The following is a 15033-nucleotide window of genomic DNA, read 5'->3' on the forward strand; positions in this document are numbered from 1 at the left end:
CTCGGCACGGATCGGCCGTGAACTCGTCGCCGTCGGCACGTTCCGGTGCCTATTACTCTCGAGAAGCCCCAGCGAACGCATGGACGTCGACGCGGCCGCCCTCGCCGAATCGCTCCGCGAGGAAGCCAAACGAGCGAACGAGCGACGGCTAGTGGTGCTCGCGGGCGACCGCGAGCGAGGGTACGATACTCTCGAGTCGATCCTCGAGACGCTGTCGATCCCGATCACCGGGACGACCCTCGTCGGCCCCGACGACCGACTCCGCTGTGAACAACTTCGACAGGTCAGCGCGGACGACCTCCTCGGGACGACGCGGGACGCGATCGCGGTCGACGCCCACGCGGAACTCCAGCCGAACGCGCTCGGGAAAGTCGCCGGCGCGGTCGACGGCGGCGGCCTCCTGATACTGCTGACGCCGCCGCTCGAGGCATGGGCGGCCCGTCGCGGCGAGTTCGACGCGTCGCTGGCCATCCCGCCGTTCGAACTGGACGCGGTCACTGGCCGGTTCAGACGCCGGCTCGTCGAGACGCTGCGGGCCCACCGCGGGATCGCGATCGTCGACCTCGATGCCGATCGACTCGAGACCGACGGACTGACCGATCCGGCTCCCCGACTGGCGACGGCAGCGCCGGCTCCCCCGTCGGATCACCGGTTTCCGGCCGCCACCTACGAGGCCTGCCTGACGGCCGATCAGGTCGAGGCCGTCGCCGCCTTCGAGTCGCTGTTCGAGGATGGCCAGGCCGTCGTTCTCGAGGCCGACCGCGGCCGCGGCAAGTCGAGTGCCGCGGGGCTGGCTGCGGGGACATTCGCCGCCGACGGCGAAGACGTGCTCGTGACTGCCCCCGCCGCGCGGAACGCCGCGGAACTGTTCGACCGGGCGGCGGAACTCTGTACGACGCTCGCGGACGACTCCGAGCACGGCCCGACTGTCGAACCCCAACGTATCGAGACGGCCGCCGGGGGATCTATTCGATTTCTCGAGCCGAGCACGGCCGTCGACAACCTCGAGTCGGCCGATATCGTCATCGTCGACGAGGCCGCCGCGCTCCCGGTCGCGACGCTCGACTCGCTGCTCGCGGCCGACCGCGTCGCGTTCGCGACGACTATCCACGGCTACGAGGGCGCGGGGCGGGGCTTTTCGGTCCGATTCCGGGACCACCTCGCCGAGAGCGACCACACGGTGACCGACTGCACGCTCGTCGAGCCGATCCGGTACGCGGCGGGCGATCCCGTCGAGGTGTGGGCCTTCCGCGCGCTGTTGCTCGACGCTCGGCCGCCGGTCGACCCGCTCGTGGCCGACGCGACACCCGAATCGGTCGAGTACCGGCGACTCGAGCCCGACGCCCTCCTCGCCGACGACCGCCTGCTGCGGGAAGCGTTCGGGCTGCTCGTCCTCGCCCACTACCGGACCGAACCCAACGACCTCGCGCGGCTACTCGATGCGCCCAACCTCGAGGCGCGGGCGCTCCTTCACGACGGCCACGTCGTCAGCGTCGCCCTGCTCGCACGCGAAGGGAACCTGCCGGCCGACACCCGCTCGATGATGTACGAGGGCGGCCGGGTGCGGGGCAACATGCTGCCGGACGTGCTGACGAGCCAACTCCGAGACGAGGCGGCGGGCGAGCCGGCCGGCCTCCGGGTCGTCCGCATCGCGACCCACCACGCGGCCCGCTCCCGGGGGCTGGGGTCGCGCCTGCTCGAGTACGTACACGAGGAATTCGCCGACGGGGGAGACGCCGGCGACGAGCCCGGCGGCATCGACTGGCTCGGCACCGGCTTCGGCGCGACGCCCAGCCTGCTCGCGTTCTGGCGCGAGAACGGCTACCGAACGGTCTTCGTCTCGACGACCCGCAACGACGCCAGCGGCGAGTACTCCGTACTCATGCTCGCGCCGACGAGCGACGCCGGGAAGGCGTTACACGACCGCCACGCCGATCGGTTCGTCCGCCGGTTCGCCGCGCTCTGTTCGGACTCACTCGACGACCTCGAGCCCGACGTGGCTCGCGCAGCGCTCCGGAGCGTCGACGCAGACGCCGGACCGCCGCTCGCGCTGACTGACCACGAGTGGGACCTCGTCGCGAGCGCGGCCTACGGCCCGGGGCTGTTCGCCATCGATCCCGGCCCGTTCAGGGACCTCGCCGTGCGGTACTTCGTCGACAACCCCGACGCGATCGGCCTGACGAAACGGGAGGAACGCCTGCTCGTCTGCCGCGTGCTGCAGGGCCGGGACGTGGCCGCCGTCGCCGACCACCTCGGCTATCACTCCTCGAGTCAGTGCATGCGCGCACTCGGCGACGCCTTCCGCCCGCTCGTCGATTTCTACGGGACGAACGCGGCGCTCGAGGTCCGGGACCGGTTCGCCGACGAGTGATTCGATGGGGCTGCGTTCAGTACCGCAACCGAATCGGCCGGGAAAGCGTGGCGACGCCACGATGTCGCGACAGACTCCACGCGACCGCGCTCGAGTCGGACTTCCCGTTCGCTACTCAGTGAGCGTCGAAGGGCTCTCCCGGCGGTGAAATACCCGCTTACCCGGTTTTCACGAATTTCGCCGTCCCGTTTTGCTCGACGGTGATTCGATACCGGTGATAACTGAACTCGACCTCCATCTGTGCCTCCGGTGACGGCGGATTCGAAAACAGTTCGTTGAGCATCCCGTCTATGCAGTCGTATATCGTCGGTAGCTCGGTCGAATCGACGCCCTCGAGGTCCATGACCGCTTCGATGACCTGTACTGTCGGGTTGTCGCCGTCCGGATCGAGCGTGCGATGGACGATCTCACTCTCGGTTTGATCTGTCACTGTGGAACGGCCTATCGGGAACCGCTGATATAGTCGTTCATGTAGAATACGGTGATTGTTCTGGTGGAAAATACCGGGGTCACACCGAACTCAGAACAGTCGCCGACACAGCCGCTCCGGCAAGAGCTCCAGTACCCACGCGACGACTCGCCACCGCCGCGTCACGTAGACGTGCGTCCGCTCGGTCCGGATCGCTCGAGCGATCTGCTCGGCCGCCGTCTCGGGTGAACACTCCCAGAACCCGCCCAGCGAGAGTTTGGTGTCGACGAAGCCGGGCTCGACGGTCGTGATCGTCACGTCGGCGTCTCGATCGGACTGTCGATACCGAAGCCCCTTGAGATACGTCGAAACGTAGGCCTTGGACGCGTTGTACGCCGGCACGTCGCCGCTGCCGATGTGTGCCGCGACCGATGAAATCCCGACGAGGTGCCCGTCGGTCCCGCTCGCGGGGTCCCGGTCGCGCTCGAAGTACTCCATCGCCGCCGTTGCGATGGCGGTAAAGCCGCCCACGTTGACGTCGACCGTCTGTCGTTCCGGTTCCCACTCGAGGTCCCGGTTGACGCTCGCGACCCCGGCGCTGACGACGACGAGATCGACCGCGGGCATCGCCTCGGCCAGTTCGAAAAACGCGTCTCGAGCGGCGTCGGGTTCCGTGACGTCCATCGTCGCGACGGACGATTTGGTCGGCAGTTCCCCGCCGATCTCCCGCAATCGTTCCGTCCGCCGTGCCGTCAGGCCGATCCGATAGCCGTCCGCTGCGAGTCGTCGGGCCAGCGCTTCGCCGATCCCCGACGACGCGCCGACGATGATCGCTCCGCGCGAGTGCGCCATATCGATGGGGTCGGAGCCGGCCGCCTATAGTAGCTACTGAAGGCGGTAGGCCTTTGCCGCGGTCCGCCGTCGCCCCGGTATGGTCGATGTCGCTCTCGTCGTCGCGATCGCGTTGCTCGCCGGTGCAATCGTCGGCGCGGCCGTCCCGATGGTGCCGAGCGGTTTCCTCTCGCTGGCCGGCCTCGCCGTCTACTGGTGGGGTAGCGGGCCCGCCGAACTGAGCGCCCTCACCTTCGCCGTGCTCGCCTTTATCGCCGTCGTCACCGCGCTCGTCGAGTTCTTCGGCGGGTCGATCGCCGCACGCGCCGGCGGCGCATCGTGGGTGACGACGGCGGTCGCCGCCGTGGTCGGGATCGCCCTCATGCTCGTTACCGGCCCGCTGGGGCTGCTCGCCGGCCTCTTCGGCACCGTCTTCGTCCTCGAGTTCGCTCGGGGCGAGGAACTCGAGGGGAGCGCTCGCTCGGCGGTCTACACGACCCTCGGGACCCTCGCCTCGACGGCGGTACAGGTCCTGTTGACGGCCTCGATCCTGCTCGGGTTCGTCGTGGCCGTCTTCGTGCTCTGAGTCGCGGCGAGAGTGTATCGGTGGGTATCGTTCGCGCGAGCGAATGGCGTGTGCCGACTACGAGACTGAGCCGTCTCCGCGATTGGGTTGAGGTACCGGAAAGACAGTATTCCGCGTCTATCGGCGCTTCTGACGGTTTTCTCGGACGGAACTGTTATGCAGGAACCTCCCGGCAGTACGGTCGATACCCATGTCGAACTATCGCCGGCAGGTTCTCCGACGGGCGGCGCTGCTCGGGTCGGGACTGTTCGCAACTGCGTCCGGAATCACCGCGGCGGCTGCCAGTGAAACCAACGCGGGACGGCTCGAGGGAACGGTAACCCATTTCGGCACACCGGTCACTGAAGCGACGGTGGCGGCCAACGACGGGACCGAAACCGCGACCAGCGAAACGGGCGCGTACACGCTGGCCCTCACTCCCGGCGAGTACACCCTCACGGTCACCGCTCCCGGATACACACCGGTATCGACCAGCGTCGCCGTTGGGAGCAACGAGACCCAAACGAGGGAGTTCGACCTCGAGCCCGAGTGGGGACCGGGAACCGGCGAACTCGAGGTGTACGCGACGCCGGTCGGTGGCGGTAGCACGATCCCGTGTGAGATCACGGTTTTCGGTGCCGGCCGGTACGACGTCACCGCACCGCGCGGCTCTGTCCCCGACGGCGACCGCTGGGGGAGCGGCTTCGACGTGAGCGAAGGGTGGTGGGAGATCTTGGTCACGGACGCCGAGGGGTACAGCGACGGCTATCAGGAAGTGCTGGTCGAAGACGGCGAGACCGCTTTCGGCTGGGTCCAACTCGAGGAAGGTGACGGCGAGATTTCGCCGTCGGGGCGAATCGAGGGCCGCGTCGTCGACGCGAGCGGAGCCGCCGTCACCGACGCGACGATCCGGACGGGCGACCGGCGAGTATCGGTCGACGGGGAGGGCGAATTCGCCCTCGAACTCGAGCACGGCCAGCACCGTCTCGTGATCGATGCGGCCGGGTATCGACACGTCGCGGGCAACGTGCAGGTCAAATTCGGCCGAACGACGGAACTGAACGTCACGGTTCGGACGAGCGCGTCACGAAACGGCTCAAAATATAGTAGCCACTGACAGTCAGTGCACACCTGATCGCACGACCGAGTCGCGATCAGTGTGTAAATCGTTTCAGTGGCTACTATAGGATACTCGACTGGCGGCGATCCCGATTAGGGGTGGGCGTAGTACGCGACCGTCTCCTCGTCCTCGTCGTCGCTTTCGGCTTCGTGTCGGTCGATTCGCGCGAATCCGACGCGCTCGAACTGCACCATTTCGTCGGGCTCGAGGTCGCCGACGCCCGGTTCGGCGTGACCTCGAACGTCGCCGTCCATCGTCCGCATGCGGACCGGGACGCTCTCGTCCGCGGGAACCCAGTGGACGACGTCGACGCCGCCCTCGCGGACCGCGTCGATGTCGTCGTCCGTGTACCGGAGGACGCCGTCGTCGAAGCGGAAACAGCCGAATCCTTTCAGCCAGATGCGCTGGTCTCCGTCCTCGCCGTCGGGAATGTCGTCTACCTCGAGCATGACCGAGTCGCCGACGGGAATCTCGCGGACGCCGCGCTCCTCGTGGTTGGGGTGCAGCGGCGGGGTCGCTTCGGCCGGCGGCTCTCCGGCGAGGGGGATCTGATTGCCGTCGCGAACGAAGAATCGGCGATCGGTCTCCTCGTCGATGAGGTCGCGGTTGTTCGCATACACCGAACTCATCGCGAGGTCGACGTCAGTGGTCGAGGTGCCGAGGCCGGTCATCGCCTCGACGATGGCCTCGCCGCGGATGCCCCGGCGGCGCAGGCTCTTCAGCGTCGGTGCTCGCGGGTCGTCCCAGCCGTCGAGTTCCCCGTTCTCGATCAGTTCCGAGATGGTCGACGTGCTTACTTTGACGTCGTAGTCGTCGAGTTGGACGTGACCCCAGTGGATGACCTCGGGGTACTCCCAGCCGAAGTAGTCGTAGACGAACTGCTGGCGTTTGGCCGAATCCTGCAGATCGATTCCGCGGATGATGTGGGTGACCTCGAGCAGGTGGTCGTCGACGCCGGACTGGAAGTCGAGCATCGGCCAGCAGCGGTACTCGCTGGCTTCCTCGCGGGGATGGGGCGTATCGATCATCCGGAAGGCGACCCAGTCACGCAGGGCGGGATTCTTGTGTTCGATGTCCGTCTTCACGCGGAGGACCATCTCGCCGCTGCTGTACTCGCCGTCGATCATGGCCTCGAACTCCTCGAGCACCGTCTCCGAGTCCTTGTCGCGGTGGGGACAGGCCTCGCCGGAATTTTTCAGTTCCGAGAATTCCTCGCCCGAACACGAGCAGGTGTAGGCCCCGCCCATTTCGATGAGGTCGCGGGCATGATCGTAGTAGGTCTCGAGCCGGTCGCTCGCCTTGTACGTCGCGTCGGGTTCGAAGCCGAGATAGTCCAGATCGTCGAGGATCGCGCCGTAGGCCTCGAGATCGGGGCGCTTGGTCTCGGGGTCGGTGTCGTCGAAGCGCACGCAAAACCAGCCGTCGTAGCGCTCGCGATAGGTGCCGATGACCGCGGGCATCCGGGCGTGGCCGACGTGCCACGGCCCGTTCGGGTTCGGTGCACACCGCATCCGAATCTCGTCGTATTCCTCGGCGTTCGGCAGGTCCGGCAGGTCGTGTTCGTCGTCCTCGTCTTCGGCCTCGATCTCCGCGAGTTCCTCGGGTGCGAGTTCCTCGAGGCGCTCGCGTTTTTCCTCGTACTCGAGGTCGTTGACCCGACCGATAACGCCGCCGGCGATCCCCGGGATCTCGTCGCCGTGCTCGCGGAAGTCGGGATTGTCGCCCATCAGCGGCCCCATGATCGCGCCGACATCGGCGTCGCTCTCGTGTTTGACGGCGTTTAACAGCGCGTGCTTTTCGGCCTCGCGCTCGACGCGCTCGCGTAACTCGTCGTTCATTACCTCGGGATAGTCGCGCCCGGCCCAAAACCCTCGCGATTCGCCGTGTCGTCCGGTCCGAAGACCGCGGGCGCAGTTTCGGTCTCAGTCCTCGAGATCCTCGGCGTACACTCTCGAGTTGAGGACGTTGCTCATGAGGACCATCGCGGCCGTGTTCGCGGCGGCCGTCCCACCGTCGGTCTCGTTTGCGCTCGCGTTGCCGGTCGTGCTCTCGGTAGCGTCCGTTTCGCCGCCCTCGGAGTCCGAACCATCATCGGTGGACTCGCCGCCCGTGGATTCGTTGGTCTCGGCGTCCTCGCCGTCGTCCATCGACCCGCCGTCACCCGCGGCTCCGTCACTCGAGTCGCCGTCGTCGCTACTGCTCTCGTTGCCGCTGCCTTCGACGGCCGCGTTGTACCGCTCGCACCACTCGGTCTTGACGCCCCAGCCGTGTGCCTGCCCGTCGAACGGGTTCGCTACCTCCGCGTAGAGCATGTCGATCCCCGCGTCGTTTTTCACGAGGTTCTCGTTGTAGACGGTCGTGATGACCTCGAGTTCCGTCGTCGACTCCGATTCGGTCGCGGCGTTGGATTCGTAGATCAGTACCAGATCGGAGCCGTCTTTGCGAAGCGACTGGACTGCCAGGTCGTTTCGTTCGACGAGCGCGTAGAACTCGCCGGGCGTTCCCTTCCGGGGCTCGCTCGGCTCGACTGGCTCGATTTCGTTCTCGTCCGCTCCGGTCGTCCCGAGCAGCGAGCCGACACAGCCGGCGGTCGCGGCCGTGCCGACGGCCGCGGCCGTGCCGAGAAAGTGCCGTCGAGAGGGGGTCCCGGTCGATCCGTGCGGGGAGTCGTCAGTCATACTCACCGCTCGGGGAGGAACCTGCAAAAAGACCCGGACGATATCGAACGCTGAGTTCGGCCGGCAGACGATACGATCTCTCGCTCGAGCGGCAGACTGTTAGAAACTCGTGGACCGAGACAAGAATAGCCGCCGCGAGCGCGCTGGGCGTCTCAGTACCCGCGCTGGATCAGGTAATCCGCGATCTCACAGAGCAGGTCACGGGCCTCGTTGTCCGGCAGCACCTCGAGTCGGTTCTGCCCCTGTTCGACGAGGTCCTGGGCCGTTTCGTTGGCGTAGGAGATCGACCCGGCGGCCTCGAGTTCGGTGACGGCCTCGTCGATCTCGGCCTCGGTGACCGCATCGACGTCGTCGGTGTCGACCAGGTTGTCAACGTCGACGCCCTGTTCGCGGGCATGGACGGTAATCAGGGTCTGTTTGTTTTCGACAAGGTCGCTGCCGCGCTGTTTGCCGAGTTGCTCGCTCGGCACGGTCAGATCGAGCACGTCGTCTTGGATCTGGAACGCGCGGCCGATGTCGAGTCCGTAGCCGTAGAGCGCGTCGACCGTCTCCTCGTCGGCACCCAACAGGATCGCCGGAAGCGACGCCGAGGCAGCGTACAGCACGGCCGTCTTCTGCTCGACCATCTCGAGGTATTCGTCCGGTGAAACGTCGATCCGTTCCTCGAACGTCACGTCGAGGGACTGGCCCTCGCAGATCTTCGTACAGGTGGTCGCGAGCACGTCTAAGGCCTCGACGATGCGGTCCGGCTCCGCGCCGGTCTCGAGCATGATCTCGAAGGCCTTCGAGTAGAGCGTATCGCCCGCGAGAATGGCCGTTTCGAGGTCGTATTCCTTGTGAACGGCCGGGACACCGCGCCGGAGGTCGTCGTCGTCCATGATGTCGTCGTGGATTAGGGTAAACGACTGGATGACCTCGACGCTGACCGCGGCAGCCATTACGTCCACCGCGTGGCCCTGCTGGAGCGATGTAAACGACCGGTACTCCGCCGACAGCGGCTCAGTATCGGTCAGTGCCTCCGCGGTCGTCAAGAGTACTGCCGGCCGCAGCCGCTTGCCGCCTGCGTCCAGCAGATATCGGGAGGCCTCGTAGAGCCGTTCGGGCCGCTGGATCGGTAACTCCTCTGGAATCGCTTCGTTAACCTGCTCGCGGCGCTGCCGAATCGCCTCGAGCACCGCCTCTTCGCGTGCCTCGGGACTCGTCATATCAGTCGACTAGTTGGATGAGGTTGCCGTTGCGCGTCACGTGAAGATCTCGCCCCATCTTGTACCCCTCGCTCTCACAGAGGTTAACGTAGCTCGAGAAGCCGCTCATATCTTGGTGGGCCGGGATGATGTTCTCGGGTTGGAGCGCGTCGAGCATCTCGTAGTGGCCCTCCTGGTTGAGGTGGCCGGAGACGTGAATATCGTCGTAGACCCGTGCGCCCTGCATGCCGAGTAGCTTTTCGGCCTGATAGCGCTGGCCCTCGTTGGTCGGCTCCGGAATGACGCGAGCCGAGAAGACAACCTTGTCCCCTTCCTCGAGTTCGTATGGGGTCTCGCCGCGGGCCATCCGGGTGAGCATCGCACGCGGTTCGCCCTGGTGGCCGGTGACGATCGGCAGGTAGTTCTCTTTGCCCTCGTTCATGATCCGCTTGAACGTGCGGTCGACAGACTTGCGGTGGCCGAACATCCCCAGATCCGAGGGGAAGTCGACGAAGTCGAGCCGTTCGGCGGTCCCGGAGTACTTCTCCATCGAGCGGCCGAGCAAGACCGGCTGGCGACCGATATCGTCCGCGAACTCGACGAGGCTCTTCACGCGGGCGATGTGACTCGAGAAGGTGGTTGCGACGATACCGCCGTCGTAGTCCTCGATGCTGTAGAGAACGTCCCGGAGGTGTTCGCGGGCGACCTTCTCGGAGGGGGTGCGCCCTTTCTTGCTCGCGTTGGTACAGTCTTCGATGTAACAGAGGACGCCCTCGCCTTCGCGGCCGATCTCGCGGAACCGCTCCATGTCGATCGGGTCGCCGATGACCGGCGTGTGGTCCATCCGCTTGTCGAGGCCGTAGACGATGGCCCCCTCGGGCGTGTGGAGGACGGGGTTGATCGCATCGATGATCGAGTGGGTGACGTTGACGAACTCGAGTTCGTTGCGGTCACCGATCGACATCGTCTCGCCGGCCTCCATCTTGACGAGGTCGTTTTCGACGCCGAACTTCTGTTCGCCCTCGATCTGCTGTTTGACCAGCTCGATCGTAAACGGCGACGCGACGATCGGCGCGTCGTATCGGTGTGCCAGCTTCGAGATGGCACCGATGTGGTCGAGGTGGCCGTGAGTCGGCACGATGGCTTTGACATCGCCCTCGAGGTCGCTCATGATCCGGTCGTCCGGAATTGCGCCCATGTCGATCAAGTCGAGACTGTGCATCCGCTCGGTTTCGACGTTGTCGTGGATCAGAACCTGTGACAGGTTCAGACCCATGTCGAAGATGACGACGTCGTCGCCGGCGCGGACGGCGGTCATCTGCCGTCCGACTTCTTCGTAGCCGCCAATGGTTGCGATTTCGATTTCCATGGTTCGTAGCACTGAAAGCCGCTGAATGGACTCTCATCGAAACGGTCCGCGGACGCCTAGTCGTGTACGGCCCCGGCGTCTTGCAGCGCGTCGGCCATCCCGCTATGCGCTCGGCGTGACGGCGGTTCCGTCTTCGATAGCTCGCGACATCGCAAGCCCCGAACGCACTTGCCCGCGGGTTTCGCTACTGGCCCATACACGCCCGGGTGTTAAAAACGCAGTGGGTTAGCTCGTTTCGCCTCACGCAGCCCGTATCGCCGACTGAGGCCATCTTCGTTGGAATCGGCCCGCCCCCTTCTGACACCGCAATCCATTTGCCGGTCGCTCCGAAACCGGTTGCCACTATCATGCTTTCGGAGGGATCGTCGTGTACGTAATCATCGTCGGAGCCGGCGAGGTCGGCCGATCGATCGCCGCGAATCTGGAAGACGGCCACAACGTAGCCGTCATCGATCAGGACGCCGAACTGGTCGAAGAACTCACCTACTCGCTCGACGTGCTCACGATCCACGGCGACGGGACCGACCTCGAGACGCTGCGCGAGGCCGGCCTCGAACAGGCGAGTCTCGTCATCGCCTGTACGGACAACGACGAGACGAACGCGGTCGTCTGTGGCGCGGCGAAGGCGACGAGCGAGGTGTTTACCATCGCGCGGGTCCGCCGTCGCACGCTGCTCGAGACGTGGCAGGGGTCACAGGGGGCCTTCGGCGTCGATTTCATGGTCTGTACGGACCTGCTGACTGCACAGGCGATCTTCAGAATTTCCGGACTTCCGAGCGCTCACGACGTCGATACGTTCGCCGGCGGGCTCGTCCGTATGGCCGAGTTCGATATCGTGACGGACAGCCCGATCGCCGATCTGACCGTCAGCGAGGCCGACTGTTACGATTCGCTCACGTTCGCCGCGATCTTCCGGGGCGACGAGATGGTCGTCACGAGAGGCGACACGGTGATTCGAGGCGGGGACCGGGTCGTCGTGATCGGCAGTCCGGAGTCGATCAATGAGTTCGCCGACGAGGTCGCCTGCACGCCGGACGAGGCAGAAGAGGTCGTCATCGTCGGCGCGAGCGAGATCGGCTTCCAGACCGCTCGCGAGTTCGAGGACCACGGGTTCCGGCCGCGATTGATCGAACGCGACCACGACCGGGCCCGCGAGGTCGCCGAAGAGTTGCCGAACACGATGGTTATGGAAAGCGACGCGACCAACTCCGAGTTCCTCGCCCGCGAGCACGTCGGCGAGGCCGACGTCGTGATCGCCGCCCTCGACAGCGACGAGAAGAACCTGCTCGTCTCCCTGCTCGCCGACCGGCTCGGCGTCGATCGGACCGTCGCGATCATCGAGAACCCCGAGTACGCCGACCTCTTCGAGACCGTCGGGGTCGACGTCGCGATCAACCCCCGCGAGGAGACCGCCGAGGAAATCGTCCGCTTTACCCGGACCGATAACACCGAGAAGGTGGCGATGCTCGAGCACGACCGGGCGGAGGTCATCGAGATCGAGGTCGGGGAAGAGAGCGTCCTCGTCGGCCGGAACATCGCCGCTGCGACGAACGACCTCCCCGACGGCGTCGTCATCGGTGCGATCTCCCGGGGCGGCGAACACATCACGCCGCGTGGGTCCACGGTCGTCCAGCCCGGCGACCACGTCATCGTCTTCGTCGACGCGGCCGCGCTCGACGAGGTCGTCGAACTGATTTAGGAACCCCCTCTGGTCGTCTTCTTTCGAGGTGCGCAGTCGATCGCCGTCGGATAGCTAGTAGACGAACCCGTCGCCGGATAGTATCCGCAACTCGGGATTGCGGCCGCTCGAGACTCGCGTTCCCGATCCCCGACCTCGAGCCCAATTCCCGATCCCCCGACCTCGCGTTCGAACGCCCGCTTCAGTGCCGAACGCCGCGGTAGAGGACGTACGCGACGAAGAACACGACGTAGGCGGCGGCGAGTCCGGTCGTCAGCATCGACCTGCCGGCGACCGCGATCACGAGTATCAGGAGCGGGCCGACGAGCAGGAGCGAATCGAAGACCCGATCTTCGGCACCCGACTCGAGAAGTTCGCCGACGATCGGCAGCTCGCTTCCAAGCATTAGTAGAGCCCTCCGCGGCGGAAGCCGGCTCGTAGCAACACCAACACCGGGATGATCTCGAGGCGGCCGATCCACATGTTGAACAGGAACATGATCTTGCCGAGCGTCGGCAGCGATTCGGGGCCGGTGATGCCTGCGGAGAGGCCGACGTTCCCCTGTGCGCTCGCGACTTCGAAGAGCACGTTCTCGAGGGTGTACTCGCCTTGGGGGAGCAACAGGAGGAGCACGAACGTGCCGATTCCGAGGAAGATCAACCAGAGGGCGGTGATGATCGCCGCTTCCTCGAATTCTTGGCGCACCTCCTGTTCGTTGAGACGGCGGCCGTTGATTCGGAGCCGGCGAACGGCAGTCTCCGGATAGAAGACGTCCGAAATACGGAATCGGATGCCCTTCAGCAGCGTGAGCGCGCGGATCAGCTTGATCCCACCGACGGTCGATCCGGCCGCGCCGCCGATGAGCATCCCGAAGGAGACGGTGAGCTGGGCTTGGGTCGGCCAGCGTCCGAGGGCCACGTTGGTCGCGTCGACGGCGGTCTGAAAGCCGGCGCAGGTCGCCGCCGAGACGAACTGGAACGAGCCGTACCGGAACGCCGTAAACAGGGAGTCGTACGTGTCGCCGACGTACACTAACGCGGTGAGCAGAACCGTCCCGATCCCTATGTAGATGAACACCCAGCGGGTCTGGAGGTCAGCGTAGAGGTTCCGCAGGTCGCCCTGTAAGATGAGGTAGTGGACCGGGAAGGCGATGCTGCCCAGCAGCATGATCGGCAGCAACGCGAAGTCGATGGCGGCGCTGTCGTAGGTGGCGATCGAGTTGTCGGTGATCGAGAACCCGCCGGTCGCGAGGCCGGTCATCCCGTGGTTGATCGCCCCCCAGATCGGCATCCCGACGACCCAGAGCAGCAGGATCGAGACGAAGGTAAACAGGATGAAGATCCACCAGATCGTCTGCACTGTCGAGACGATGCTCGGATGGATCCGTTCTGAGCGGGCCTCACTTTCATAGAGTGTAAGCGATCCGCTTCCCGGCCGGGCGAGGATCGCCGTCGTGAGGACGATCACGCCGACGCCACCGACCCACTCGATGAACGAGCGCCACCACTGGAGCGTACGGGGCAGGACCTCCTCGTTATCGGTCATCGTCAGCCCGGTGCCAGTAAAGCCGCTCATGCTCTCGAACAGCGCATTGAGCGGGTTCGTAAACGCCGCGAGCGTCGACGTCGACGCCTGTGACGCGCCACCCAAAGCCGGCGGCGCGAACTCGACGGTCCACGCGATGAAGACGAAGGGAAGCGAGCCGAAAATCGCGACACAGAACCAGCCCAGCGCGGCGATGATCATCCCGTGGAGCTTGCCGGGCTTGGCCGCCTTCCGGAACCGTGAACTCAGGACGTAGCCGATACCGAACGGGATCAGCGCAGAGACGAGTAACGCCGGAATCGCGTAGTACTCGCCCCAGACCAGCGGAATGAGGATCGAGACGAACAGGAGACCGGCCAGTGCCTGAAACATGCGCCCCAAGTCCCGACCGATCGTTTCCGCCGCCTCGTTCATGCGTCCCTCCTCGCACCCGTCGAACTCGAGTCTGCACCGCGCCGCCGATCACGCCCTCGAGTTCGGGGCCGCTCGCTCGAGGCCATCCGTCGCGGTCGATCGGGACGGGTGTCCCGCCCGCTCGCGTCCGCCATCATCGTAATCGGTCTTCGGGGTGGCCGAACACGTCGGTGAGTTCGGGATCGGCGCCGAACGCCGAGTAGACCGTGAGCAAATCGCCGGCCTGAACCGTCGTCCCGCCTCGCGGCGTGATCGGCTGGTCTCGCCCGTTGCGTTCGATCGCGACGATCAGTACGTCCTCGGAGAGGAGGTTCTCGTCCGCCGCCTCGATGAGCGTCTTCCCGTCGATCGGCGTGTTTTCGGTGACCCGGATCTCGAACACCTCTGCTTGCTCGCCGATCTGCATGTAGTCGACGATTGCCGGGCGAGCGACCGCTCGGTAGAGGTATTCGGCGATGAGCTCTTGGGGGTTTTCCATGGTGTTGACGCCGATCTGGCGGAACACGTTCATGTGTTCGGGATCGTGGACCACCGAGACGATCGTGGGGACCTCGTGTTCCTGCCCGAGCAGGCAGACCATGATGTTGGTCGGGTCCCGGTCGGTCGTACTGATCAGGGCATCGGCTTTCTCGATTCCGGCATCTAAAAGAGCATCGTGGGCCGTCGCATCGTCGTTCAGAACCAGACAATCGTATTCACCGGCGACCCGATCCGCGCGTTCGGGGTCGGTCTCGATGACGACGACCTCGTTTCCCGATTGGGTCGCGATATCGATGAGCGGCATCCCGATATCGCCCGCACCGACGATGACGATATACATTACACCGATCTTGTCGAGTATCCGTTGAAAATATATCGTTTTACTGAAC

At 65.3% G+C, this 15033-nt stretch carries 13 protein-coding genes; 4 read left to right on the plus strand and 9 right to left on the minus strand.

All coding sequences use genetic code 11. The annotated features are described in order from the left end of the window. Window positions 1-79: 79 nt before the first annotated feature. Window positions 80-2371: a tRNA(Met) cytidine acetyltransferase TmcA gene (gene tmcA, locus ACJYUO_RS12170; RefSeq protein ID WP_494345630.1), complete on the plus strand. Its 2292-nt coding sequence runs from the start codon at window positions 80-82 to the stop codon at window positions 2369-2371. A gap of 157 nt (window positions 2372-2528) precedes the next feature. Here the strand turns inward: tmcA and ACJYUO_RS12175 are convergent, their stop codons facing one another. Both ACJYUO_RS12175 and ACJYUO_RS12180 read right to left on the minus strand, forming a co-directional pair. Then, window positions 2529-2801, minus strand: a complete 273-nt coding sequence (locus tag ACJYUO_RS12175) for a HalOD1 output domain-containing protein (RefSeq protein ID WP_494345631.1) — start codon at window positions 2799-2801, stop codon at window positions 2529-2531. Between the two features lie 90 nt (window positions 2802-2891). After that, complete coding sequence (locus ACJYUO_RS12180; RefSeq protein ID WP_494345632.1) at window positions 2892-3632, minus strand: SDR family NAD(P)-dependent oxidoreductase; 741 nt, start codon at window positions 3630-3632, stop codon at window positions 2892-2894. 79 nt (window positions 3633-3711) lie between these two features. Between ACJYUO_RS12180 and ACJYUO_RS12185 the strand changes: the two genes are divergently transcribed. Both ACJYUO_RS12185 and ACJYUO_RS12190 read left to right on the plus strand, forming a co-directional pair. Further along, window positions 3712-4197 carry a DUF456 domain-containing protein gene (locus ACJYUO_RS12185; protein WP_494345633.1) on the plus strand — a complete coding sequence of 162 codons (486 nt, stop codon included), beginning with the start codon at window positions 3712-3714 and terminating at the stop codon, window positions 4195-4197. A gap of 190 nt (window positions 4198-4387) precedes the next feature. Continuing rightward, window positions 4388-5293, plus strand: coding sequence for a carboxypeptidase regulatory-like domain-containing protein (locus ACJYUO_RS12190; protein WP_494345634.1), 906 nt, complete (start codon window positions 4388-4390; stop codon window positions 5291-5293). 95 nt (window positions 5294-5388) lie between these two features. Here ACJYUO_RS12190 and ACJYUO_RS12195 read toward each other — a convergent pair whose 3' ends face one another. The 4 genes from ACJYUO_RS12195 to ACJYUO_RS12210 form a co-directional block, all read right to left on the minus strand. Further along, window positions 5389-7134 (minus strand): glutamate--tRNA ligase, encoded by a 1746-nt coding sequence (locus ACJYUO_RS12195; protein WP_494345635.1) that lies wholly within the window; start codon window positions 7132-7134, stop codon window positions 5389-5391. 84 nt (window positions 7135-7218) lie between these two features. Further along, window positions 7219-7974, minus strand: coding sequence for a DUF8159 domain-containing protein (locus ACJYUO_RS12200; RefSeq protein WP_494345636.1), 756 nt, complete (start codon window positions 7972-7974; stop codon window positions 7219-7221). A 152-nt stretch (window positions 7975-8126) separates the two neighbouring features. Further along, complete coding sequence (gene idsA3 / locus ACJYUO_RS12205) at window positions 8127-9179, minus strand: geranylfarnesyl diphosphate synthase (RefSeq protein ID WP_494345637.1); 1053 nt, start codon at window positions 9177-9179, stop codon at window positions 8127-8129. Between the two features lies 1 nt (window position 9180). Continuing rightward, window positions 9181-10527: an RNase J family beta-CASP ribonuclease gene (locus ACJYUO_RS12210; RefSeq protein ID WP_494345638.1), complete on the minus strand. Its 1347-nt coding sequence runs from the start codon at window positions 10525-10527 to the stop codon at window positions 9181-9183. Between the two features lie 367 nt (window positions 10528-10894). Between ACJYUO_RS12210 and trkA the strand changes: the two genes are divergently transcribed. After that, a complete protein-coding gene (gene trkA / locus ACJYUO_RS12215; RefSeq protein WP_494345639.1) occupies window positions 10895-12226 on the plus strand; it encodes a Trk system potassium transporter TrkA in 1332 nt (443 codons plus the stop codon). Between the two features lie 181 nt (window positions 12227-12407). Here trkA and ACJYUO_RS12220 read toward each other — a convergent pair whose 3' ends face one another. From ACJYUO_RS12220 to ACJYUO_RS12230, 3 genes are all read right to left on the minus strand, one after another. Continuing rightward, window positions 12408-12611, minus strand: coding sequence for a hypothetical protein (locus tag ACJYUO_RS12220; protein WP_494345640.1), 204 nt, complete (start codon window positions 12609-12611; stop codon window positions 12408-12410). Then, on the minus strand, window positions 12611-14164 hold the full coding sequence (locus ACJYUO_RS12225; protein ID WP_494345641.1) for a TrkH family potassium uptake protein: 1554 nt from the start codon (window positions 14162-14164) through the stop codon (window positions 12611-12613). The genes ACJYUO_RS12220 and ACJYUO_RS12225 overlap by 1 nt, the downstream gene beginning before the upstream one ends. 133 nt (window positions 14165-14297) lie before the next feature. After that, the gene (locus ACJYUO_RS12230) at window positions 14298-14984 is read right to left on the minus strand and encodes a potassium channel family protein (RefSeq protein ID WP_494345642.1); all 687 of its coding nucleotides are present in this window, start codon (window positions 14982-14984) and stop codon (window positions 14298-14300) included. Window positions 14985-15033: the final 49 nt, after the last annotated feature.

The organism is Natrinema sp. CRL1 (assembly GCF_059162405.1).